The sequence below is a fragment of the Citrobacter sp. Awk 4 genome (genome assembly GCF_028069725.1).
Classification (GTDB): Bacteria; Pseudomonadota; Gammaproteobacteria; order Enterobacterales; family Enterobacteriaceae; genus Citrobacter_D.
Genome location: NZ_JANEWG010000007.1, coordinates 46,279 through 69,354 on the forward strand (window position 1 = coordinate 46,279; position 23,076 = coordinate 69,354).

19 protein-coding genes, 7 tRNA genes and 1 pseudogene are annotated in these 23,076 nt (G+C 51.7%); 20 read left to right on the top strand and 7 right to left on the bottom strand.

Features of this window, described 5'->3' with window-relative positions; all coding sequences use genetic code 11:
- Positions 1–19: 19 nt before the first annotated feature.
- Together pgm and seqA are read right to left on the bottom strand one after the other, a co-directional pair.
- Positions 20–1,660 (bottom strand): phosphoglucomutase (alpha-D-glucose-1,6-bisphosphate-dependent), encoded by a 1,641-nt coding sequence (gene pgm, locus NNO04_RS04350; protein ID WP_271443639.1) that lies wholly within the window; start codon positions 1,658–1,660, stop codon positions 20–22.
- 24 nt (positions 1,661–1,684) lie between these two features.
- The gene (gene seqA / locus NNO04_RS04355; RefSeq protein ID WP_271443640.1) at positions 1,685–2,230 is read right to left on the bottom strand and encodes a replication initiation negative regulator SeqA; all 546 of its coding nucleotides are present in this window, start codon (positions 2,228–2,230) and stop codon (positions 1,685–1,687) included.
- A gap of 184 nt (positions 2,231–2,414) precedes the next feature.
- Here seqA and ybfF point away from each other — a divergent pair, with 184 nt between their 5' ends.
- From ybfF to fur, 5 genes and pseudogenes are all read left to right on the top strand, one after another.
- Complete coding sequence (gene ybfF, locus NNO04_RS04360) at positions 2,415–3,188, top strand: esterase (protein WP_271443641.1); 774 nt, start codon at positions 2,415–2,417, stop codon at positions 3,186–3,188.
- A 128-nt stretch (positions 3,189–3,316) separates the two neighbouring features.
- Positions 3,317–3,610, top strand: a complete 294-nt coding sequence (ybfE, locus tag NNO04_RS04365; protein ID WP_271443642.1) for a LexA regulated protein — start codon at positions 3,317–3,319, stop codon at positions 3,608–3,610.
- A 150-nt stretch (positions 3,611–3,760) separates the two neighbouring features.
- The gene (gene fldA, locus NNO04_RS04370) at positions 3,761–4,291 is read left to right on the top strand and encodes a flavodoxin FldA (RefSeq protein WP_167456047.1); all 531 of its coding nucleotides are present in this window, start codon (positions 3,761–3,763) and stop codon (positions 4,289–4,291) included.
- A gap of 209 nt (positions 4,292–4,500) precedes the next feature.
- Positions 4,501–4,586: pseudogene (locus NNO04_RS04375) on the top strand (fur leader peptide).
- Positions 4,579–5,025 (top strand): ferric iron uptake transcriptional regulator, encoded by a 447-nt coding sequence (fur, locus tag NNO04_RS04380; RefSeq protein ID WP_046477500.1) that lies wholly within the window; start codon positions 4,579–4,581, stop codon positions 5,023–5,025. The pseudogene NNO04_RS04375 and the gene fur overlap by 8 nt, the downstream one beginning before the upstream one ends.
- 97 nt (positions 5,026–5,122) lie before the next feature.
- On the opposite strand, the gene chiQ is transcribed toward fur, so the two are convergent.
- The 4 genes from chiQ to nagE form a co-directional block, all read right to left on the bottom strand.
- Positions 5,123–5,455 (bottom strand): ChiQ/YbfN family lipoprotein, encoded by a 333-nt coding sequence (chiQ, locus tag NNO04_RS04385; protein WP_271443643.1) that lies wholly within the window; start codon positions 5,453–5,455, stop codon positions 5,123–5,125.
- Between the two features lie 49 nt (positions 5,456–5,504).
- Positions 5,505–6,911 (bottom strand): chitoporin ChiP, encoded by a 1,407-nt coding sequence (chiP, locus tag NNO04_RS04390; protein WP_271443644.1) that lies wholly within the window; start codon positions 6,909–6,911, stop codon positions 5,505–5,507.
- A gap of 447 nt (positions 6,912–7,358) precedes the next feature.
- Positions 7,359–9,023 carry a glutamine--tRNA ligase gene (gene glnS / locus NNO04_RS04395; RefSeq protein ID WP_271443645.1) on the bottom strand — a complete coding sequence of 555 codons (1,665 nt, stop codon included), beginning with the start codon at positions 9,021–9,023 and terminating at the stop codon, positions 7,359–7,361.
- 220 nt (positions 9,024–9,243) lie between these two features.
- Positions 9,244–11,262: an N-acetylglucosamine-specific PTS transporter subunit IIBC gene (nagE, locus tag NNO04_RS04400; RefSeq protein ID WP_271443646.1), complete on the bottom strand. Its 2,019-nt coding sequence runs from the start codon at positions 11,260–11,262 to the stop codon at positions 9,244–9,246.
- A gap of 305 nt (positions 11,263–11,567) precedes the next feature.
- On the opposite strand from nagE, the gene nagB reads away from it, so the two are divergent.
- From nagB to NNO04_RS04460, 12 genes are all read left to right on the top strand, one after another.
- A complete protein-coding gene (gene nagB / locus NNO04_RS04405) occupies positions 11,568–12,368 on the top strand; it encodes a glucosamine-6-phosphate deaminase (RefSeq protein ID WP_271443647.1) in 801 nt (266 codons plus the stop codon).
- A gap of 60 nt (positions 12,369–12,428) precedes the next feature.
- Entirely contained in the window at positions 12,429–13,577 is a 1,149-nt protein-coding gene (gene nagA / locus NNO04_RS04410; RefSeq protein ID WP_271443648.1) for an N-acetylglucosamine-6-phosphate deacetylase, read from the top strand.
- Between the two features lie 8 nt (positions 13,578–13,585).
- Positions 13,586–14,806 (top strand): DNA-binding transcriptional regulator NagC, encoded by a 1,221-nt coding sequence (gene nagC, locus NNO04_RS04415; RefSeq protein ID WP_271443649.1) that lies wholly within the window; start codon positions 13,586–13,588, stop codon positions 14,804–14,806.
- A gap of 46 nt (positions 14,807–14,852) precedes the next feature.
- Positions 14,853–15,605 (top strand): ribonucleotide monophosphatase NagD, encoded by a 753-nt coding sequence (gene nagD, locus NNO04_RS04420; protein ID WP_192611555.1) that lies wholly within the window; start codon positions 14,853–14,855, stop codon positions 15,603–15,605.
- A gap of 298 nt (positions 15,606–15,903) precedes the next feature.
- Positions 15,904–17,568: an asparagine synthase B gene (gene asnB / locus NNO04_RS04425; RefSeq protein ID WP_271443650.1), complete on the top strand. Its 1,665-nt coding sequence runs from the start codon at positions 15,904–15,906 to the stop codon at positions 17,566–17,568.
- A 223-nt stretch (positions 17,569–17,791) separates the two neighbouring features.
- A tRNA-Met gene (locus NNO04_RS04430) sits at positions 17,792–17,868 on the top strand.
- A gap of 9 nt (positions 17,869–17,877) precedes the next feature.
- Positions 17,878–17,962, top strand: a tRNA-Leu gene (locus NNO04_RS04435).
- Between the two features lie 23 nt (positions 17,963–17,985).
- Positions 17,986–18,060: transfer RNA gene (locus NNO04_RS04440), tRNA-Gln, on the top strand.
- 37 nt (positions 18,061–18,097) lie between these two features.
- Positions 18,098–18,172: transfer RNA gene (locus NNO04_RS04445), tRNA-Gln, on the top strand.
- 16 nt (positions 18,173–18,188) lie between these two features.
- Positions 18,189–18,265 (top strand) — tRNA-Met (locus tag NNO04_RS04450).
- Positions 18,266–18,309: 44 nt separating this feature from the next.
- Positions 18,310–18,384, top strand: a tRNA-Gln gene (locus NNO04_RS04455).
- 35 nt (positions 18,385–18,419) lie between these two features.
- A tRNA-Gln gene (locus NNO04_RS04460) sits at positions 18,420–18,494 on the top strand.
- Positions 18,495–18,597: 103 nt separating this feature from the next.
- Here the strand turns inward: NNO04_RS04460 and ubiF are convergent.
- Positions 18,598–19,773, bottom strand: coding sequence for a 3-demethoxyubiquinol 3-hydroxylase (gene ubiF / locus NNO04_RS04465; protein ID WP_271443651.1), 1,176 nt, complete (start codon positions 19,771–19,773; stop codon positions 18,598–18,600).
- A 146-nt stretch (positions 19,774–19,919) separates the two neighbouring features.
- On the opposite strand from ubiF, the gene miaB reads away from it, so the two are divergent.
- From miaB to ybeY, 3 genes are all read left to right on the top strand, one after another.
- Positions 19,920–21,344: a tRNA (N6-isopentenyl adenosine(37)-C2)-methylthiotransferase MiaB gene (gene miaB, locus NNO04_RS04470; protein ID WP_271443652.1), complete on the top strand. Its 1,425-nt coding sequence runs from the start codon at positions 19,920–19,922 to the stop codon at positions 21,342–21,344.
- Between the two features lie 151 nt (positions 21,345–21,495).
- Entirely contained in the window at positions 21,496–22,542 is a 1,047-nt protein-coding gene (locus NNO04_RS04475) for a PhoH family protein (protein WP_271443653.1), read from the top strand.
- On the top strand, positions 22,539–23,006 hold the full coding sequence (gene ybeY / locus NNO04_RS04480; protein WP_192611550.1) for an rRNA maturation RNase YbeY: 468 nt from the start codon (positions 22,539–22,541) through the stop codon (positions 23,004–23,006). Before NNO04_RS04475 ends, ybeY begins: the two co-directional genes overlap by 4 nt.
- Positions 23,007–23,076 lie beyond the last annotated feature (70 nt).

Here is a 23,076-nt window from a genome sequence, read left to right on the forward strand (position 1 = left end):
CATTCAGGAAATTGCGTGTTTAGGCGTTTTTCAGCACTTCACTGACAATTTCAACAGCTTCTTTCTCGATCTGCTTGCGATGTTCTTCACCGAGGAAACTTTCACAGTAGATCTTGTAAGCGTCTTCAGTACCGGACGGACGCGCGGCAAACCAGCCGTTGTCGGTCATCACTTTCAGACCGCCAATGGATGCGCCGTTGCCAGGCGCCGCCGTCAGACGTGCAGTGATCGGATCACCTGCAAGCATGCTGGCGCTGACCATTTCCGGGGACAGTTTGGACAAAGCCGCTTTCTGTGCGGACGTTGCACCTGCCTGCAAACGGTTATAGCTCGGCGCACCAAAGCGAGCCGCCAGTTCGTTGTAGTGTTCCTGCGGGTTTTTACCGGTGACAGCGGTGATTTCCGCCGCCAGCAGACACATGATGATACCGTCTTTGTCAGTAGACCACGGCGTACCGTCGAAACGCAGGAAAGATGCCCCCGCGCTCTCTTCACCACCGAAACCGAAGCTGCCGTCAAACAGACCGTCAACAAACCATTTGAAACCGACCGGCACTTCCACCAGCTTACGGCCCAAATCGTTCACCACACGGTCAATCATTGCAGAAGAGACCAGCGTTTTGCCGACTGCGACATCTTTGCCCCACTGCGGACGATGCTGGAACAGGTAGTTGATGGCAACCGCCAGGTAATGGTTCGGGTTCATCAGCCCTGCCGGTGTGACGATGCCATGACGGTCGTAATCTGGATCGTTGGCAAACGCCAAATCAAACTTATCACGCAGCGCCAGCAGACCCGCCATCGCGCACTCGGAGGAGCAGTCCATACGGATAGCGCCGTCTTTATCCAGGTGCATAAAGCGGAACGTCTGATCAACCTGATCGTTCACGATGGTCAGATTGAGTTTGTAATGCTCGGCAATACGCTTCCAGTATTCGATACCGGAGCCGCCCAGCGGATCGACGCCCAACGTCAGGCCCGCTTTTTGAATCGCCGCCATATCGACAATATCTGCCAGCCCTTCAACAAACGGCTGCACCAGATCCTGCTCTTTGACATGGCCGGAGGTCATTGCCGCCTCCAGAGAAATGCGTTTCACGCCTTTCAGACCATCCGCGAGCAGCGCGTTAGCCCTGTCTTCCACCACTTTGGTGACGTTGGTATCCGCCGGGCCGCCATTGGGCGGATTGTATTTAATGCCGCCATCTTCCGGCGGGTTGTGGGACGGCGTAATCACGATGCCGTCAGCCAGCGGACCGCCTTTTTTGTTATGGACCAGGATTGCATTCGAAACAGCAGGCGTCGGCGTAAAGCCGTTGTTTTCCTGAACAATGACATCAACACCGTTCGCCGCCAGAACTTCCAGAACGGAAATAAAAGCGGGCTCGGACAGTGCGTGAGTATCTTTACCCACATAGCAAGGGCCAGTGATGCCGTTTTTCGCACGCTCTTCAGCAATCGCCTGAGCTATGGCCAGAATGTGCAGTTCATTAAAACTATGGCGACCGGCACTGCCGCGATGTCCGGACGTTCCGAACTTCACCGCGTGTTCCGCATTCCCTGCTTCCGGTTTCAAAACATAGTATTGCGCCGTCAGTTGGGCGACATTAATTAAATCACTCTGTTGCGCAGGCTGACCTGCACGCTTATGGATTGCCATTGCCTGGTCCTTTTAATGCAACGATTAGATTGTGCCGCAAACCTTTTCAATCAATTCCGCCGGGAATTGCATTGATTGCATGATGTGTTCAATCATGCTGCATTTACGGCCGGTGTTGGTGTTGGTAATCACCCAATACGGTGTGCCTGGCACGTGTTTCGGCTTGGTTTGATTACCATTTTTCAGCAGAGTCTGCTCGTCTGCCGCAAAATATACGCGTGTGCGACCGTGCAACGAATCCGTTGCCTCTGCAAACGCGTTGTTGTCCAGTGAGTAAAGTGTAGACAGTACCAGCATAAAGCGATTTACCGCTTTCTTCTGCTCTGCATATTCATCGGACAACAGAAGTTCGCGCATGGCGCGTACTTTATCTTTTACGGGGTTGACCGGCTTCGCTTCAACGATAGCGGGTTGCGCTGCGCGCACCTCTTTCGCCGTCGGAGTGACAGGCTGTGATGCGGCGGAAAATTTCAACATACGCCGTAAAATGTCGGATGCGCTCTCGCCGATATGCTTGGTGTGGCTGGCAATATAGCTATAGAGTTCATCATCAACTTCAATCGTTTTCATCTTAATCCAGTGCGGTGTCTTATCTGAATACAAGTCGTTGGGATTATAGGGACAAATCCCAACAGCGGATAGCGTCAAGCCAGGCTGTCAGAAAAACTCGGAGTAAACCGTAGTTGTTGCAGCCCCGTGGCAGAATGGTCAACATAATACCCTAACCCGACAGAGCGAAAAAAAGAACTTTGCCATGAAATTGAACATCCGAGCGCAATCTGCACAAAAGCTGCACAATAATTCTCCCATCGTCCTTGTTCACGGCTTGTTTGGTAGCCTTGATAACCTCGGCATACTGGCACGCGATCTGGTACAGGATCACGACATCATCCAGGTTGATATGCGTAACCACGGTCTTTCTCCCCGTTCACCGGAGATGAATTACCCGGCGATGGCGCAGGATCTGCTGGATACTCTGGATGCCGCGAGTATCGAAAAAGCCACCTTCATTGGTCACTCAATGGGCGGAAAAGCCGTCATGGCGCTGACTGCACTGGCACCGGATCGTATTGATCAACTGGTGGCGATTGATATTGCGCCGGTTGATTATCACGTGCGCCGTCACGATGAGATCTTTGCCGCGATCAACGCCGTAACCGAATCTGATGCGCAAACACGCCAACAGGCGGCGGCAGTTATGCGCCAGCACCTTCAGGAAGAAGGTGTTATTCAGTTCCTGTTAAAGTCGTATGTCGATGGCGAGTGGCGCTTTAACGTGCCCGTATTGTGGGAGCAGTACCCGCATATCGTGGGGTGGGAAACTATCCCAGCCTGGAATCATCCGGCATTGTTTATCCCTGGTGGTAATTCCCCCTATGTCACCGAAGCCTATCGTCACGACTTGCTGACGCAATTTCCTCAGGCCCGGGCACATGTGATTGCGGGTGCCGGCCATTGGGTGCATGCAGAAAAACCGGATGCCGTGCTACGCGCTATACGTCGGTATCTGGCGGAAAAGGCTAACTGATTAAAAACTCAGCGTCCGCGCGCGATTACGTGCGCAGGCGTTGGCGTGCCTCACTCGCTGATGTATGATGGCGCGCTATCCATCCGGGCATACGCCTGGCTGATTGTTTCCCCGAAGTCACCAAAATCATGGCCAAAGAACAAACGGACCGTACGACATTAGATCTGTTCGCGCACGAGCGTCGCCCGGGACGACCCAAGACCAATCCGCTTTCGCGTGATGAACAGCTACGCATTAACAAGCGTAATCAGCTTAAACGCGACAAGGTTCGTGGGCTTAAGCGTGTCGAACTGAAGCTTAATGCTGAGGCCGTGGATGCGCTGAATGAACTGGCGGATGCACGCAATATGAGCCGCAGTGAGCTCATTGAAGAGATGCTGACAAACCAGCTTATCTCGCTGCGTGGCCAGGGGTCTGTCTGAATTTCTGCTCTAAATCATAAATCGTGTAGCACAGAGTGCAGTCCTGCGTGTTTGCTGTTTCCGCATGCCTGACTGATCTGCTATGATTGCCCTTATCCGTGGGCAATGCGCCACCACCATTTCAATAAGTTTCAAGAGGTTATTTTACTCATGGCAATCACTGGCATCTTTTTCGGCAGCGACACCGGTAATACCGAAAATATCGCAAAAATGATTCAAAAACAGCTTGGTAAAGACGTTGCCGATGTTCATGACATTGCGAAAAGCAGTAAAGAAGACCTGGAAGGGTATGACATTCTGCTGTTAGGTATCCCGACCTGGTACTACGGTGAAGCACAGTGCGACTGGGATGACTTCTTCCCTACCCTCGAAGACATTGATTTCAATGGTAAACTGGTGGCTCTGTTTGGTTGCGGCGATCAGGAAGACTACGCAGAATACTTCTGCGATGCGCTGGGCACCATCCGCGACATTATCGAACCACGCGGCGCAACCATCGTCGGTCACTGGCCAACCGCAGGCTATCATTTCGAAGCCTCTAAAGGTCTTGCTGATGACGATCATTTTGTCGGTCTGGCTATCGACGAAGACCGTCAGCCGGAATTGACCGCTGAGCGCGTTGAAAAGTGGGTTAAACAGATTTCTGCCGAACTGCATCTCGACGAAATCATCAACGCCTGATTTCGTGCGGCGCAGAAACTATCTGCGCCGCATCAATAGATAAAACCAATCAAAATAATTGCTACAAATTTGTAACTTTCCTGCCCATCCCTGTACAATGTTCGGGTGTTATTCTGGTATTGCACAGTGTGATTGTAGGCAGTACCACGTTTTGATTAATAATATTTGCCCGAGGCTTGCAGTTTTCATTTAGACATGGCAGTTCTATAATGATACGCATTCTCTCAAGTGCAATTTCTGTCACTTCTTTAATGAAGTGAATCGTTTAGAAACAGGACAGATTCCGCATGACTGACAACAATACCGCATTAAAGAAGGCTGGCCTGAAAGTAACGCTTCCTCGTTTAAAAATTCTGGAAGTTCTTCAGGAACCGGAAAACCATCACGTCAGTGCGGAAGATTTGTATAAACGTCTGATCGACATGGGTGAAGAAATTGGTCTGGCGACCGTGTATCGCGTGCTGAACCAGTTCGATGACGCCGGTATCGTGACTCGCCATAATTTTGAAGGCGGCAAGTCCGTTTTTGAGCTGACCCAACAGCATCATCATGATCATCTTATTTGCCTCGATTGTGGCAAAGTGATCGAGTTTAGCGATGATTCTATCGAAGCGCGCCAACGTGAGATTGCGGCTAAACATGGTATTCGTTTAACCAACCATAGCCTCTATCTTTACGGTCACTGCGCTGAAGGCGATTGCCGCGAAGACGAACACGCGCATGACGCAAAGTAATACTTTCTCCAAAGAGCCAACCATCCGGTTGGCTTTTTTATGCCCATAAAAAAGACCCGCTATCAAAGCGGGTCTTTTTTTCTTTCAGCGAATCCCTTTACTGCACTGTATTTTTACTGCGAATTTCTTTCCAGATTTTGTCGCAATCGGCACTTACCGCCTGGCCATTGCCCGTGCGTGTCGCCTGAATACACTGCTGGTAATCCAGTACCCGCACGCTCTCTTCATTAGCAAACTGCTTATGCTTATCTTCTTTTTTCAGCACATTTAATACACTTTGGCAGGCTTCGATTTTTTCCGGTGAACCTTGTGCAGTGTTAATACATGCGCTGTACGCCTCTTTAAGGCGACTATCTTCCTTTGGTGCGGGAGATTGCGCACAGGCCACCAGCCCTGACGCCATAATGGCGATGAGTAGCATTTTTTTCATACAACAGTCCTCAACGGCGCGGCAGAGAAACACTCTGCCGCGACAGGCATCAGAAAATAGTGAACGGTGCGATAACCATGAACTTCACGTCACGCTCATCCTGGAAGATGTTGCCATAACCACCACCCCAGCTCGGGATATTGGAGTGGTTGTCATACTCGGTGAAGTGCAGTTTAAACATGGTGCCTTTGGCACGTCCTTCCTGCATGGTATAAACCGCATCAAGACTGTAGGAGGATTCTTCGATGGTTTTATTTTTGTCGTAGAACGCATCCGGGTTGCTCTGCCAGGTCGCCGGTTTTGCATCCCAGGCGTAGACGTATGACGCCCCCAGCGCCATACCCGGCAGATTCCAGTTCTTCAGGTCATACATCGCGCCGAAGAAGACTGCCTTTTCACCGTTGGCGTTAAAGTCGGAACGGTTATCCCACCAGATATCCAGACGACCATTTGAGGAGGCGTAAGTCGGCGTCATACGCTGCAAGAAGTAACCCTGCTGCCCGTCCGCTTTAACCCAGGTTCCTTCCAGACGCAGATCAACCACTTCCGCCACTTTGTAACCGAAAGTCAGTGCCTGCAACCATGCAGTGCCGTCATAGATGTCGTTCACACTGCGGTCATCAACTTTATCGCGTGCACCGTAGAACTGGTAACTGGTGGTAAGCGGATTCCCGCCCAGATCGAATTTGTAGCTGGCTTTGGCAAAGTACTGATCGACATACCCTTCAGACTGACCAAAGGCAGCTTCAAGAATAAAGTCATTTTTGAAATCGTATTTTGCGCCAACAGAGTGGAGGTAATCGACTTTGGTCTTTTTATCAGCCTGATAGAATTTATCCACTTCAATGTGCCACGGCGCTTTATATTCGTTGGCCCACATGTAGGAGAAGCTCAACGCGCCAGCATCACCATAGTCAAAGTTGGCTCCGGCTTCGGCCCCTTGATAGGTACCCGGCATAAAGCTCCAGTGCGGCGCTAACAGCGTCTGTCCGGTTGGCTGAATATAACCGGCACGCGCCCAGGTCGGACCGTATTTGAATTTTGCCGCAGCTTTATAAAGGCTGACACCACTCTTATCGCCAGAGTAATCTTCGTCATAGCCTTTATTTTTTTTCGAGAATGCAATTTCGTTCGGGTGTCCGCTTTCATCACTTTCCGCCATTTCAATTGCAGTAAACGCTGCAATATCCAGACCGAACATATCCGCCGCATAACCCGACTGGAAATCCAGGTTGGCGTTCCAGGTCGCGTGTGAAAGGTTGGTTTTATATTTGTCTTCATCCGTGACGTCTTTACGGTCACGCTCACGCTGCCAGTAATAAATGCCGCCAGTTAGGGTCGAATCGTCGATAAAGCCCGCGGCGCTTGCCTGCGGCGCAACCATCCAACCCGACATTGCTGTGATACCGGCGATAGCCAGCGCCAGCGTACTACGTTTGCCACTAAACGTACGCATATGTTAATCCTCTTTGACGTATAAAATGCTGCCGCCAAAGGCGAACAGCTAAAAATAAAAATTAAAAATAGCGCTGAGAAAACCTCATTGACTACAGTGAACAGACTATTTTTCGCGACGCGAATTATCAATCTCTTTCTGTAACCAGTATGTAATAATATGAGCGACCGCACATATTTCATTGCTTTTTGTTACACATTCGACAAATGCGAAAAATTATCATAAAAACGCAAAATCCCTTTGTTTTCCATAAAGATGAAAACGGTTACAGCGTTTAATATCACCACAGACCACACTTCTGTGCACTCTCATCAAAATATCTTTTACCGGATTAATTATTTTTTAGGTGTCATTAATTCGCTCTGCAAACAGAGGATGTAGCGGAAATTAAGCGAAAAAAAACGCCGCGAAGCGCGGCGTTTGTCGGATGGGATTGTGTCGTGTTGCTTATTCGCCGACTTTAGCCCATGTATCACGTAAACCGACGGTACGGTTAAATACCAGCTTGTCAGCCGTTGCATAGCGGCTGTCGAGGCAGAAGTAACCCTCACGTTCAAACTGGAAGGCTTTACCCGCAACCGCAGTCTTCAGCGACGGTTCTGCGAAGCCCTGTTTGATCACCAGCGATTCCGGGTTCATCGCCGACAGGAAATCGTCCGCCGCGCCAGGGTTCGGTACGCTGAAAAGACGATCGTACAAACGAATTTCAACCGGCAATGCGTGCGCTGCACTCACCCAGTGAATAACGCCTTTCACTTTACGCCCGTCAGCAGGATCTTTGCTCAGGGTGTCTGCATCGTAGGTACAGAAAATGGTGGTGATATTGCCTTCCGCATCTTTCTCTACTCGCTCTGCTTTGATGACATACGCATTACGCAGACGGACTTCTTTCCCCATCACCAGACGTTTGTACTGCTTGTTGGCTTCTTCGCGGAAATCAGCACGATCGATCCAGATCTCACCGCTGAACGGCACTTCACGGCTGCCCATTTCCGGTTTGTTCGGATGGTTTGGCATGGTGACCATTTCGCCTTCGCCCTGGTAGTTTTCGATAACCAGTTTAACCGGGTCGATAACCGCCATTGCGCGCGGGGCGTTTTCGTTCAGATCTTCGCGGATGCAGGATTCCAGCGATGCCATCTCAATGGTGTTGTCCTGCTTGGTGACGCCGATGCGTTTGCAGAACTCACGAATAGCGGCAGCCGTGTAACCACGGCGACGCAGACCGGAAATGGTCGGCATGCGCGGGTCGTCCCAGCCTTCTACGTGCTTTTCCGTCACCAGCTGATTCAGCTTACGTTTGGACATCACGGTATATTCCAGATTCAGGCGCGAGAATTCGTACTGGCGCGGGTGAACCGGGATCGTGATGTTGTCCAGCACCCAGTCGTACAGGCGACGGTTGTCCTGGAATTCTAGCGTACACAGGGAGTGCGTAATGCCTTCCAGCGCATCGCTGATGCAGTGGGTGAAGTCATACATCGGGTAGATGCACCACTTACTGCCCGTCTGATGGTGATCGGCAAATTTAATGCGATACAGAACCGGATCACGCATGACGATAAACGGCGAAGCCATATCGATTTTGGCGCGCAGGCACGCTTTTCCCTCTTCAAAACCGCCAGCTCGCATTTTCTCAAACAGCGCGAGGTTTTCTTCTACACTGCGATCGCGGAACGGGCTGTTTTTGCCAGGCGCTGTCAGCGTGCCGCGGTATTCGCGGATCTCATCAGCAGACAATTCGTCAACATAGGCCAGCCCTTTGTTGATAAGCTCAACGGCATACGCATACAGCTGATCAAAATAATCTGAGGAGTAGCAGATGTCGCCAGACCAGTTGAAGCCCAACCATTGCACATCGTTCTTAATAGATTCTACGTATTCGATATCTTCTTTTACCGGGTTGGTATCATCAAAACGCAGGTTGCATTGGCCATGGTAATCTTGCGCGATACCAAAGTTCAGGCAGATAGATTTGGCGTGCCCGATGTGCAGGTAACCATTGGGTTCCGGCGGGAAACGGGTATGAACTGTGGTGTGCTTACCACTGGCCAGATCTTCATCGATGATCTGACGAATAAAGTTAGTCGGGCGGGCTTCAGCCTCACTCATCGTGGATTCCTCAAAGCGTAAACAACGTATAACGGCATATGATCTTATAAGCCGGACAGACTGACAACCTTTAGTTACTTAAAATACGTAACAGACTGGAATTATGGGATCAATTGCTGCAAAAAAAAGCGGCGGAGGTTTCCCCCCGCCGCTTAAGTTGTCTTGCTTCGTTTTAGTTTGCCGGATGGCGGCGCTTGCGCCTTATCCGGCCTACGAGCGATTACTTGCCTTTAATCTCATACAGCGGTGTTTGACCGGCAACGACCTGACCTTGCGCCTGGAGCACCAGACCGCTGAAGTCATCGATGTTGCTGCAAACGACCGGGCTAATCATAGAGCGCGCATTGGCGTTCAGGAAATCCAGATCCATTTCCAGAATCGGCTGACCGGCAACCACTTCAGCCCCCTCTTCCACCAGACGCTTGAAGCCCTGGCCACCCAACGCGACAGTATCGATACCCATGTGGACAACGATTTCCGCGCCTTTTTCGGTTTCGAGGCAGAACGCATGATTCGTATTGAAGATTTTAACGATGGTGCCAGCAGCCGGAGAGACAACGGTTTTTTCCGTTGGTTTCACCGCCACACCGTCGCCTACCGCTTTGCTGGCGAACGCTTCGTCAGGTACCTGCTCCAGTGCAACCACCTCACCGGTCACCGGAGAAACCAGAGCGGCAATGGTCGTTGCGTTCGGCACTGCCTGCGGTTTTGCTACAGGTGCTGCTGCCGGAGCCGGAGCCGCTTCTGCTGCCGCTACCGGGCCGGTGGTTTTCATGGCGTTCGCAATTTTCTCAGCCACAAAGCCAACGATAATCTGTACGCTGGTTTTGTTCAGGCGAATCACACCGGAAGCACCCAGGCGTTTTGCCAGCGCTTCGTTCACCAGTGAAGAGTCTTTCACATTCAGACGCAGACGAGTGATGCACGCATCGATACCTGTCAGGTTGTCAGAACCACCAACTGCAGCGATGTACTGACGCGCCAGACCTGCGACATCCTGGTCTTTGTCGGCGCTGACATTCATGTCCTGACCGTCGGCTTCGCTACCGGCAACCGCCAGTTCACGACCCGGCGTCATCAGGTTGAATTTGGTGATAGTAAAGCGGAACACCACATAGTAGATCGCGAAGAAGACCAGACCCTGTGGGATCAGCATCCACCAGTGAGTCGCCAGCGGGTTACGGGAAGAAAGCACCATATCCACCAGACCCGCACTGAAACCGAAACCGGCAATCCAGTGCATAGAGGCGGCGATGAAGACAGAAATACCTGTCAGAACGGCGTGAATAACATACAGAACCGGCGCAACGAACATGAAGGAGAATTCCAGCGGCTCGGTGATCCCGGTGAAGAACGCAGCGAATGCGCCCGCCATCATGATACCCAGCACTTTCGCCTTATTCTCAGGACGCGCACAGTGGTAGATAGCCAGCGCTGCACCCGGCAGGCCGAACATCATGATTGGGAAGAAGCCTGCCTGGTAACGACCGGTAATGCCCACAACCGCTTTGCCCGCGTCAATAGACTGCGCGCCGCCGAGGAAGTTAGGAATGTCGTTAATGCCCGCCACGTCGAACCAGAACACGGAGTTCAGTGCGTGGTGCAGGCCAACAGGAATCAGCAAGCGGTTGAAGAAGGCGTAGACGCCCGCGCCAACGGAGCCCAGTTTCTGGATGTGTTCACCGAAGTTCACCAGACCGTCGAAGATAACCGGCCAGATAAACATCATGATGAAGGCAACAATGATCATCACAAAGGAGGTCAGGATCGGCACCAGACGACGGCCGCTGAAGAAGGAGAGCGCTTTCGGTAACTCAACGCCGCTGAAGCGGTTGTACAGCTCAGCAGAGATGATACCCACCAAAATCCCCACGAACTGGTTGCTGATTTTACCGAACGCGGCAGGAACCTGGTCCGCCGGGATCTTTTGGATCATCGCCACCGCCGCCGGGGAACAAAGTGTGGTCAGCACAAGGAAGCCCACAAAACCGGTCAGCGCCGCAGCACCGTCTTTATCTTTGGACATACCGTAAGCGACACCAATCGCAAACAGTACGGACATGTTATCGATGATTGCGGAACCCGATTTAATGAAGAACGCCGCTAGCGCGTTATCTCCACCCCAACCTACGGGATCAATCCAGTAGCCAACACCCATCAATATTGCTGCCGCAGGCAGCGTGGCCACCGGCACCATAAGCGCGCGGCCAACCTTTTGTAAATAACCTAGAATACTCACTTTATTCCCCCTATGAGACCCCGTTTAAGGCGCGTTCTCAGCTGTGTTTTTATTGTGTCACTATCTTAGTGGTTCACTGGCATTCTGAGTGTGTGAAAATTTAATTCGTATCGCAAATTAAAAGCATGTTTTTTGTGAGTCCAGTCACCAAATATCGCTATAACCACTCCCTTTTACTGGCTAACTGCGAAAACTTATTTTATCATTCAAAAAATCAAGACGGATTGCCTCTTGCTGATACAAAACGCTTGTCTATGTACCCATGTTCAATCCGCCAACGTCTACATAAACTTTTGAGGTGAAGAATGAGACTGATCCCCCTGAATACCGCTGAACAAGTCGGCAAATGGGCTGCTCGCCATATCGTGAACCGTATTAACGCATTCAAGCCGACGGCGGATCGTCCGTTTGTTCTGGGTCTGCCTACTGGCGGCACACCATTAACCGCCTACAAAGCATTAGTTGAAATGCACAAAGCGGGCCAGGTCAGCTTCAAACATGTTGTGACGTTCAATATGGACGAATATGTTGGCCTTCCGAAAGAGCATCCAGAAAGCTATCATAGCTTCATGCACCGTAATTTCTTTGATCACGTTGATATTCCAGCAGAAAATATCAACCTTCTCAATGGCAACGCTGCGGATATTGATGCTGAATGTCGTCAGTATGAAGAAAAAATTCGCGCTTACGGTAAAATCCACCTGTTTATGGGCGGCGTAGGCAACGACGGTCATATCGCGTTTAACGAACCGGCCTCTTCTCTGGCTTCCCGCACACGTATCAAAACATTGACCCATGACACTCGCGTGGCAAACTCTCGCTTCTTTGATGGCGACGTAAACCAAGTGCCTAAATACGCGCTGACGGTAGGTGTGGGTACGCTGCTTGACGCAGAAGAAGTGATGATTCTGGTGCTGGGCCATCAGAAAGCGCAGGCGCTCCAGGCGGCGGTAGAAGGCAACGTTAACCACATGTGGACCATCAGCTGTCTGCAACTGCACCCGAAAGCCGTTGTGGTGTGCGATGAGCCTTCCACCATGGAGCTGAAAGTTAAGACGCTGAAATACTTCAACGAGTTAGAAGCCGAAAATATTAAAGGTCTGTAATAGTATCCCCGCCCTGGCGAGCGTGTTGCAGGGCGGTATTTTTTGAAATCGGGGGTCGGAATGTATGCTTTAACCCAGGGCCGGATTTTTACCGGTCACGAAATTCTTGATGACCATGCGATTGTTGTCGCCAATGGCCTGATTGAAAGAGTCTGTCCAGTGGCTGAACTGCCGCCGGAAATCGAGCAACGCTCGCTGAATGGGGCCATTCTCTCCCCCGGTTTTATCGACGTACAGTTAAATGGTTGTGGTGGCGTGCAGTTCAACGATACCGCAGAAGCGGTGACCGTTGAAACGCTGGAAATAATGCAAAAAGCCAATGAACGTTCTGGCTGCACCAGCTATCTGCCAACGCTTATCACCACCAGTGATGATCTGATGAAACAGGGCGTTCGCGTCATGCGTGAATACCTGGCGAAATATCCGCATCAGGCATTAGGTCTGCATCTTGAAGGCCCGTGGTTGAACCTGGTCAAAAAAGGGACGCATAATCCGGGTTTTGTCCGCAAGCCTGACGCTGCGCTGGTTGATTTCCTGTGCGATAATGCCGACGTCATCACCAAAGTCACCCTGGCGCCAGAAATGGTTCCTGCAGACGTGATCACAAAACTAGCAGACGCGGGGATTGTGGTTTCTGCCGGGCATTCCAACGCAACGTTAAAAGAAGCGAAAGCCGGTTTCCGCGCTGGAATTACCTTCGCCACTCATCTGTTTAACGCCATGCCGTACATTACCGGTCGTGAACCAGGACTGGCGGGTGCGATTCTGGATGAAGCCGACATTTTTTGTGGCGTGATCGCCGATGGCTTGCATGTTGATTATGCCAATATCCGTAATGCCAAACGCCTGAAAGGCGACAAGCTTTGTCTGGTCACCGATGCAACAGCACCGGCAGGCGCAAACATTGAGCAGTTCATTTTTGCTGGTAAAACAATATACTACCGCAATGGACTCTGTGTGGATGAGAACGGTACGCTGAGCGGTTCATCTTTAACCATGATTGAAGGTGTCCGTAATCTGGTCGAACATTGCGGTATCGCGCTGGATGAAGTACTGCGCATGGCGACCCTCTACCCTGCCCGCGCGATTGGCGTCGACCAACAGCTCGGGAGCATTGCACCGGGTAAAGTGGCTAACCTGACCGCATTCACACACGACTTTAAAATCATCAAGACCATCGTTAATGGCAACGAGGTCGTTACAGAGTAAGAACAAGTATGACACCTGGCGGACAAGCTCAAATCGGTAATGTTGATCTCGTAAAACAGCTTAATAGTGCGGCCGTTTACCGCCTGATTGATCAACATGGCCCCATCTCGCGAATTCAGATTGCCGAGCAAAGCCAGCTTGCCCCCGCCAGCGTAACGAAAATTACGCGTCAACTTATTGAACGCGGGCTGATCAAAGAAGTTGATCAGCAGGCCTCCACCGGGGGCCGCCGCGCCATCTCTATCATCACGGAAACCCGTAACTTTCATGCGATCGGCGTACGCCTGGGTCGTCACGACACTACGCTAACGCTCTACGACCTGAGCAGTAAAGTCGTGGCGGAAGAGCATTACCCTCTCCCTGAACGTACTCAGGAAACGCTGGAATATGCCCTGCTCAATACCATTGAGACTTTTATTGAAAGCTGCCAGCGTAAAATCCGCGAACTGATCGCTATTTCGGTGATCCTGCCGGGGCTTGTCGACCCCGAAAGCGGCGTCATCCGTTACATGCCACATATTCAGGTCGAAAACTGGGGACTGGTTGAAGCGCTGGAAAAACGTTTTCACGTCACCTGTTTTGTCGGCCATGACATCCGTAGCCTGGCTCTGGCTGAGCACTATTTTGGCGCAAGCCAGGATTGTGAAGACTCCATTCTGGTGCGCGTACACCGGGGCACCGGGGCGGGTATCATCTCCAATGGCCGAATTTTTATAGGCCGCAATGGGAATGTTGGCGAGATCGGCCACATTCAGGTCGAACCGCTCGGCGAGCGCTGCCACTGCGGCAACTTTGGTTGCCTGGAAACCATCGCCGCCAACGCCGCCATTGAACATCGCGTGCATAATTTGCTCAAACAAGGCTATCAGAGCCGCGTTCCGCTGGATGACTGCACCATCAAAACCATCTGCAAGGCTGCCAATAAAGGTGATAGCCTGGCCGCAGAGGTGATCGAGCACGTGGGTCGCCATCTGGGAAAAACCATCGCCATTGCGATAAACTTGTTTAATCCGCAAAAAATTGTCATTGCCGGTGAGATAACCGAAGCCGACAAAGTTCTGCTGCCGGCGATTGAAAGCTGCATTAACACTCAGGCATTGAAAGCATTTCGTAAGAATCTGCCGGTTGTGCGTTCGACGCTGGATCACCGCTCCGCCATTGGCGCATTTGCGCTGGTAAAACGCGCCATGCTGAACGGCATTTTGCTTCAACATTTGCTGGAAAATTAATGCGCTTTTATAGTATCGGATTCATAACCATTTCCCTGGGTAGTTCATGACCATCAAAAATGTCATTTGTGATATTGACGGCGTGCTAATGCACGACAACATTGCCGTACCCGGTGCGGCAGAATTTTTGACGGGTATTCTGGAAAAAGGCCTGCCGCTGGTGCTCCTGACCAATTACCCCTCCCAAACCGGACAAGACCTGGCGAACCGCTTTGCCACTGCGGGTGTGAATGTCCCTGACAGCGTCTTTTATACCTCCGCAATGGCAACGGCTGATTTCCTGCGTCGTCAGGAAGGCAAGAAAGCCTACGTAGTGGGTGAAGGCGCGCTGATTCACGAATTGTATAAAGCGGGCTTTACCATCACCGACGTTAACCCGGACTTCGTGATCGTCGGTGAAACCCGTTCCTATAACTGGGAAATGATGCATAAAGCGGCCTTCTTTGTTGCCAATGGCGCCCGCTTTATCGCCACCAATCCGGACACCCACGGTCGCGGCTTCTACCCTGCCTGTGGCGCGCTCTGCGCAGGCATTGAGAAAATTTCGGGTCGCAAGCCGTTTTATGTGGGCAAACCCAGCCCGTGGATCATCCGTGCCGCGTTAAACAAAATGCAGGCACATTCCGAAGAAACGGTCATTGTCGGCGATAATCTGCGTACCGATATCCTTGCCGGTTTCCAGGCGGGGCTCGAAACGATTCTGGTGTTATCTGGCGTCTCCACGCTTGACGATATCGACAGCATGCCGTTCAGACCAAGCTGGATCTACCCTTCTGTGGCAGAGATCGACGTTATCTGAAAACGACGCCATTCCTGATGGCACTTTGCATATCCGGCCTACGGTCCGCACCTCGCAGTAGGCCAGATAAAGCAGTTTATGCAGCAATCCGGCAGGGCTCCATTTAATAAAATGGCTATAAAATTGCTGATTCATCAATAAAGACGCCCTGTACGTAATCTTTTTTCACTAATCCACAACGCCTATTGCATTTTTTCTTTTCTGACCGGCAATTCACTTGCGCCCTCTCCTGCTTTGCGGCATTTTCTTTATCAAGCAAACACAACAAGCACCACGCAACAGATTAACGGAGAAGGTTATGTGTTCTATTTTCGGCGTATTCGATATCAAAACAGACGCGGTTGAACTGCGTAAAAAAGCCCTTGAACTGTCACGTCTGATGCGTCACCGCGGGCCGGACTGGTCCGGCATTTACGCCTGTGACAACGCGATCCTGGCGCATGAACGTCTGTCAATTGTTGACGTAAACGCCGGTGCCCAGCCGCTGTATAACGAGAAGAAAACGCACATCCTGGCGGTAAACGGTGAAATTTATAACCATCAGGCGTTGCGTGCGGAATATGGCGATCGCTATACCTTCCAGACCGGTTCCGACTGTGAAGTGATCCTCGCTCTGTATCAGGAGAAAGGGGCGCAATTCCTCGACTCCCTGCAGGGCATGTTTGCCTTTGCGCTGTACGATAGCGAGAAAGATGCCTACCTAATTGGTCGTGACCATCTTGGCATCATCCCCCTCTATATGGGGTACGACGAACACGGCAACCTGTACGTCGCCTCCGAAATGAAAGCGCTGGTTCCGGTATGCCGTACCATCAAAGAGTTCCCGGCGGGCAGCTATCTGTGGAGCCAGGACGGCGAAATTCGTTCTTATTACCAGCGTGACTGGTTTGAATATGACGCGGTGAAAGACAACGTCACCGACAAAGCGGAACTGCGCCAGGCACTGGAAGATGCCGTCAAAAGCCATCTGATGTCAGACGTACCTTATGGCGTACTGCTCTCCGGTGGTCTGGATTCATCGGTCATTTCCGCTATCACCAAGAAATATGCCGCGCGTCGTGTGGAAGATCAGGAGCGTTCCGAAGCCTGGTGGCCACAGCTGCACTCATTTGCAGTCGGTCTCGAAGGCTCTCCGGACCTGAAAGCCGCGCAGGAAGTGGCGAATCATCTGGGGACTGTACACCACGAAATCCACTTCACGGTACAGGAAGGACTGGATGCGATCCGCGATGTGATTTACCACATCGAAACTTACGATGTCACCACCATTCGCGCTTCGACGCCGATGTATTTAATGTCGCGTAAAATCAAAGCGATGGGAATTAAGATGGTGCTGTCTGGTGAAGGGTCTGACGAAGTATTCGGCGGCTATCTCTACTTCCATAAAGCGCCGAATGCCAAAGAATTGCATGAAGAGACGGTTCGCAAACTGCAAGCGTTGCATATGTTTGACTGCGCGCGAGCCAACAAAGCGATGTCAGCATGGGGCGTAGAAGCGCGTGTCCCGTTCCTGGATAAGAAATTCCTTGATGTGGCAATGCGCATCAACCCACAGGATAAAATGTGCGGCAACGGTAAAATGGAAAAACATGTCCTGCGCGAATGTTTTGAGTCTTACTTACCGGCAAGCGTCGCGTGGCGTCAGAAAGAGCAATTCTCTGATGGCGTCGGTTATAGCTGGATCGACACGCTGAAAGAAGTGGCCGCCGAACAGGTTTCTGATCAACAACTGGAAACAGCCCGCTTCCGTTTCCCGTACAACACGCCGTCCTCTAAAGAAGCGTACTTGTACCGCGAGATCTTTGAAGAGCTGTTCCCGGTTCCCAGCGCCGCAGAATGTGTGCCTGGCGGCCCGTCCGTCGCCTGTTCCTCTGCGAAAGCTATCGAGTGGGATGAAGCGTTTAAAACCATGAACGATCCCTCCGGTCGTGCGGTTGGCGTCCACCAGTCCGCCTATAAATAAGCGAAAAGTGGAAAAAGGGCCCTCCGGGGCTCTTTTTTATATTGTAATAATCCTTACAAAAACGATTAATAACCAATAATTGCCTAATATTGCGTCACGCTGTTCGCAACCTAACCAAACAGTCACATTCCGGCCATTTTCAATGAAAAAGGGGTTGACGCTTCAAGGCTCAATACGCATAATGCGCCCCGCAACGCCGATAAGGTAACGCGAAAAAAAAGATGGCTACGTAGCTCAGTTGGTTAGAGCACATCACTCATAATGATGGGGTCACAGGTTCGAATCCCGTCGTAGCCACCATCTTTTTTTGCGGGAGTGGCGAAATTGGTAGACGCACCAGATTTAGGTTCTGGCGCCGCAAGGTGTGCGAGTTCAAGTCTCGCCTCCCGCACCATTCACCAGTAAGCGTTGCACGGATGGGGTATCGCCAAGCGGTAAGGCACCGGTTTTTGATACCGGCATTCCCTGGTTCGAATCCAGGTACCCCAGCCATTTTTTCTTCGATATCGCGGTTCACCGCAACGGTCATTGGGGTATCGCCAAGCGGTAAGGCACCGGTTTTTGATACCGGCATTCCCTGGTTCGAATCCAGGTACCCCAGCCATCGAAGAAAAAAATCTGGCTACGTAGCTCAGTTGGTTAGAGCACATCACTCATAATGATGGGGTCACAGGTTCGAATCCCGTCGTAGCCACCATATTAAAGATGTACTGATTCAGTTCGGTAAATCAAAAAAATTGTTGGGGTATCGCCAAGCGGTAAGGCTCTGGTTTCTGATACCAGCATTCCGAGGTTCGAATCCTCGTACCCCAGCCAATTTCGAAAGACGTTTACGTTGTAGACGCACCTGTTGGGGTATCGCCAAGCGGTAAGGCTCTGGTTTCTGATACCAGCATTCCGAGGTTCGAATCCTCGTACCCCAGCCACATAAAAAAGCTCGCTTCGGCGAGCTTTTTGCTTTCTGCGCTTATTGCCTGATGGCGCTACGCTTATCAGGCCTACGGCGAGTCGCGCAGGCCTGCATTAAAATTACAACCCTAACGCATATTTCAGCGCCTGGCGCTTAAGTATTCCGGCACGCTCTGCCGCCATCAGCCCAATATTGCGCATGATCCTCAGCGGTTGCAGATTATTGCTGAACCCGGCATAGAAGAGATCCATCCCACTCTGCATGACGAAGTTATCGGTCATGCGGCGCGTCTGATAGCGTTTCAGCACCTGATGGCTGGACCAGGATTCACCGTAGCTACGCGCATTCGCCAGTACGTCGATCAACGCATCAACGTCCCGATAACCTAAATTCACCCCCTGCCCTGCAAGCGGATGAATGGTGTGCGCCGCATCCCCTACCAGCGCCAGTCCTGGCTGAACGTACTGCAAAGCATGTCGGCGCGTGAGCGGAAATGCCCCTGCCGCTATCGGTGTGACGCTGCCCAAACGCGAAGGGAAATGTTTTTCAATCTCGACCTGCAACTGCGGCATACTCAGGCTCTGCAACTGGCGAATTCGGGCTGGCGTGTCATACCACACCAGCGACGCCCAATTATCGAACAAGGGCAGAAATGCGCGCGGGCCGTCTGGCGTAAATTGCTGCCAGGTGCTGTCACCGGGATCGCTGTCACATTGCACGCTGATCAGCATGCAGGATTGATCATATTGCCAGGCGTGAATACCAATGCCCGCCATTTGCCGAATACGCGAGTTAGCGCCATCTGCGCCCACAACCAGTTTTGCCGTGATTATCTCGCCATCGGTCAGTTCCAGTTCGTGACGGTCATTATTTCGATGCAAAGCAATGAGGGAAGCGGGAACTCGTAGCGTCACTTTCGGATGCGCTTCCAGCGCCTGCCAGAGTGCGCGTTGCAGAACGTTGTTCTCCACCATATATCCCAGCAGTGGTAATTTAAGCTCGGCAGCATCGAACATCACATGAGCATTTTCCCACTCCCAGGTTTCCAGACGGCGGTAAGGGTGGCTACGCATCCCTTGTACGGTATCCCAGACGCCCAAACCTTTGAGTAACGACACTGATGCAGCGCTTATCGCCGAGATACGCACATCAGGTTGGCTGTCAGTAACAAATGGCGCAGGAACGGCATGTTCTATCACCGTCACCGAAAATCCTTGTTGCGCCAGCCCCAGCGCCAGCGCGCCGCCGACCATCCCAGCGCCGACAATGGCTACTTCCGTTGGTTGATTTGTCATGGTCAATCATCCTGTTATCAATATGCTTTAAGTTTACAGGATTTTTTACCCCTTGAGGCTGATAACGGTCATACTGGTCACAACCGCGCCAAAGCATTACACTATGCGCCCTGCATTCCTGGCTACTATTTCGCAAGAGCAAGTCGATGACCAAAAAACTCCATATTAAAACCTGGGGCTGTCAGATGAACGAGTACGATTCATCGAAGATGGCCGATCTGCTGGACGCTACCCACGGGTATCAACTGACCGATGTGGCGGAAGAAGCGGATGTGCTGCTGCTGAATACCTGCTCAATCCGCGAGAAGGCTCAGGAAAAAGTCTTCCATCAATTAGGCCGCTGGAAGCTCTTAAAAGAGAAAAACCCGGAGCTGATTATCGGCGTCGGCGGTTGCGTAGCGTCCCAGGAAGGCGATCATATTCGTCAACGTGCGCACTATGTCGACATCATTTTTGGGCCGCAGACACTGCATCGCCTGCCTGAAATGATCAACTCCGTACGCGGCAACCGTAGTCCGGTCGTCGATATCAGCTTCCCGGAGATCGAAAAGTTTGACCGTCTGCCGGAGCCGCGTGCCGAAGGTCCAACAGCATTCGTCTCCATCATGGAAGGCTGCAACAAATATTGTACTTACTGCGTGGTGCCCTACACCCGTGGTGAAGAAGTCAGCCGTCCGTCTGATGACATTCTGTTTGAAATCGCCCAGCTGGCTGCCCAGGGCGTCCGCGAAGTGAATCTGCTCGGTCAGAACGTTAACGCGTGGCGTGGCGAGAACTATGACGGCACCACCGGTTCATTCGCCGATTTGCTGCGTCTGGTCGCTGCGATCGATGGCATTGACCGCATTCGTTTTACCACCAGCCATCCGATCGAGTTCACCGATGATATCGTGGAAGTCTACCGTGATACCCCTGAACTGGTGAGTTTCCTGCATCTGCCAGTACAAAGTGGGTCAGATCGCATACTGAATTTGATGGGACGTACCCACACTGCGCTGGAGTACAAAGCGATCATCCGTAAACTGCGCGCAGCGCGTCCGGACATTCAGATAAGTTCCGATTTCATCGTCGGCTTCCCAGGCGAAACAACGCAAGATTTCGAGCAGACTATGAAGTTGATTGCCGACGTGAACTTCGACATGAGCTATAGCTTTATCTTCTCCGCCCGCCCGGGTACACCCGCTGCCGATATGGTTGACGACGTCCCGGAAGCCGATAAAAAACAGCGTTTGTATATCCTGCAAGAGCGTATCAATCAGCAGGCGACAGCCTGGAGCCGCCGTATGCTCGGCACCACGCAGCGTATTCTGGTAGAAGGAACATCGCGCAAGAGCATTATGGAGCTGTCAGGTCGCACCGAAAATAACCGGGTTGTGAACTTTGAAGGAACCCCGGACATGATCGGTAAGTTTGTCGATGTGGAAATCACTGACGTCTGGACAAACTCCCTGCGCGGTAAAGTTATCCGCACAGAAGACGAAATGGGCCTGCGTATTGCAGAAACCCCGGAATCAGTCATTGCCCGTACCCGTAAAGAGAACGACTCTGGCGTTGGTTTCTACCAGCCTTAATCCTCAAGGCCTGCCATCGGGCAGGCCTTGTAATTCCCCTCTTTGTCCCCATCTTCATTGCAATGCTTGCGCCTTTATCCTGTGGCGTGAATAATTTCCTTACAGGCCGGGAATGTTCATCTTCCGGCGCCCTATGCATAAGAGGAACAGTTTGAACATAGACACTCGCGAAATCACCCTTGAACCTGCAGACAATGCCCGTCTGCTGAGTCTTTGCGGCCCGTTTGATGACAACATTAAACAGCTGGAGCGCCGTCTCGGCATCGAGATTAACCGTCGTGACAACCACTTTAAACTGACCGGTCGCCCAATTTGCGTAACGGCTGCGGCAGATATTTTGCGCAGTCTGTATGTCGATACCGCGGTGGTGCGTGGTCAAACGCAGGATATTGAGCCGGAACAGATCCACCTCGCCATCAAAGAAGCGCGGGTGCTGGAACAGAGCGCGGAGAGCGTGCCGGAGTACGGCAAAGCGGTAAATATCAAAACCAAACGCGGTGTGATTAAGCCACGTACGCCAAACCAGGCGCAATACATCGCCAATATACTTGATCACGATATCACCTTTGGGGTTGGCCCCGCCGGTACAGGCAAAACATACCTTGCCGTCGCCGCTGCCGTCGATGCCCTTGAGCGTCAGGAAATTCGCCGTATTCTGCTGACCCGCCCAGCGGTGGAAGCCGGTGAAAAACTGGGATTCCTGCCAGGCGACCTGAGCCAAAAAGTCGATCCGTATTTGCGCCCCTTGTATGACGCCCTGTTCGAAATGTTAGGTTTTGAAAAGGTCGAAAAACTGATTGAACGCAACGTGATTGAAGTCGCACCGCTGGCCTATATGCGTGGTCGTACCCTGAACGACGCCTTTATCATTCTCGATGAAAGCCAGAACACCACCATCGAACAGATGAAAATGTTCCTGACACGTATCGGTTTTAATTCAAAAGCCGTAATCACCGGCGATATCACGCAGATTGACCTGCCGCGTAGTACCAAGTCAGGGTTGCGCCACGCCATCGAAGTGCTCTCTGAAGTCGATGAGATCAGTTTTAATTTCTTCCACAGTGAAGACGTTGTACGCCACCCGGTGGTCGCGCGGATCGTTACCGCCTATGAGGCCTGGGAAGAAGCAGAACAAAAACGAAAAGCAGAACTGGCTGCCGTTCGTAAGCATGAAGCCCAGGAGCAAGGACAAAAATGAGTCAGGTTATTCTCGATTTACAGCTCGCCTGTGAAAACAACACGGGCTTACCGGAAGAAAGTCAGTTTCAGACATGGCTAAATGCGGTGATCCCACAGTTTCAGGAAGAGTCAGAAGTCACCATTCGTCTGGTGGATGAAGCCGAAAGCCACGATCTTAACCTGACATACCGTGGCAAAGATAAGCCGACTAACGTGCTCTCTTTCCCCTTTGAAGCGCCACCGGGTATTGAGATGCCGCTGCTGGGAGATTTGATAATCTGCCGTCAGGTGGTTGAGCAAGAAGCGAAAGAACAGGGCAAACCGCTGGATGCCCACTGGGCGCATATGGTGGTGCACGGTAGCCTGCATTTATTGGGCTACGATCATATCGAAGATGACGAAGCGGAAGAGATGGAATCCCTTGAAACAGAGATTATGCTTGCTCTGGGCTATGAGGATCCGTACATTGCCGAGAAGGAATAAGCGTCCGGGCTGATGCCCGGTCGTTTCCCGCAATGCCGTACGCTGAAGATACGCGTGACGGGCGCCCCAT

Coding starts and splice junctions, on each gene's coding strand:
- chiP (WP_271443644.1), bottom strand. CDS start 6,911: ATGCGTACGTTTAGTGGCAAACGTAGTACGCTGGCGCTGGCTATCGCC.
- nagD (WP_192611555.1), top strand. CDS start 14,853: ATGACCATCAAAAATGTCATTTGTGATATTGACGGCGTGCTAATGCAC.
- nagB (WP_271443647.1), top strand. CDS start 11,568: ATGAGACTGATCCCCCTGAATACCGCTGAACAAGTCGGCAAATGGGCT.
- ybfE (WP_271443642.1), top strand. CDS start 3,317: ATGGCCAAAGAACAAACGGACCGTACGACATTAGATCTGTTCGCGCAC.
- fldA (WP_167456047.1), top strand. CDS start 3,761: ATGGCAATCACTGGCATCTTTTTCGGCAGCGACACCGGTAATACCGAA.
- ybeY (WP_192611550.1), top strand. CDS start 22,539: ATGAGTCAGGTTATTCTCGATTTACAGCTCGCCTGTGAAAACAACACG.
- asnB (WP_271443650.1), top strand. CDS start 15,904: ATGTGTTCTATTTTCGGCGTATTCGATATCAAAACAGACGCGGTTGAA.
- chiQ (WP_271443643.1), bottom strand. CDS start 5,455: ATGAAAAAAATGCTACTCATCGCCATTATGGCGTCAGGGCTGGTGGCC.
- seqA (WP_271443640.1), bottom strand. CDS start 2,230: ATGAAAACGATTGAAGTTGATGATGAACTCTATAGCTATATTGCCAGC.
- pgm (WP_271443639.1), bottom strand. CDS start 1,660: ATGGCAATCCATAAGCGTGCAGGTCAGCCTGCGCAACAGAGTGATTTA.
- ybfF (WP_271443641.1), top strand. CDS start 2,415: ATGAAATTGAACATCCGAGCGCAATCTGCACAAAAGCTGCACAATAAT.
- fur (WP_046477500.1), top strand. CDS start 4,579: ATGACTGACAACAATACCGCATTAAAGAAGGCTGGCCTGAAAGTAACG.
- nagC (WP_271443649.1), top strand. CDS start 13,586: ATGACACCTGGCGGACAAGCTCAAATCGGTAATGTTGATCTCGTAAAA.
- miaB (WP_271443652.1), top strand. CDS start 19,920: ATGACCAAAAAACTCCATATTAAAACCTGGGGCTGTCAGATGAACGAG.
- ubiF (WP_271443651.1), bottom strand. CDS start 19,773: ATGACAAATCAACCAACGGAAGTAGCCATTGTCGGCGCTGGGATGGTC.
- nagA (WP_271443648.1), top strand. CDS start 12,429: ATGTATGCTTTAACCCAGGGCCGGATTTTTACCGGTCACGAAATTCTT.
- glnS (WP_271443645.1), bottom strand. CDS start 9,023: ATGAGTGAGGCTGAAGCCCGCCCGACTAACTTTATTCGTCAGATCATC.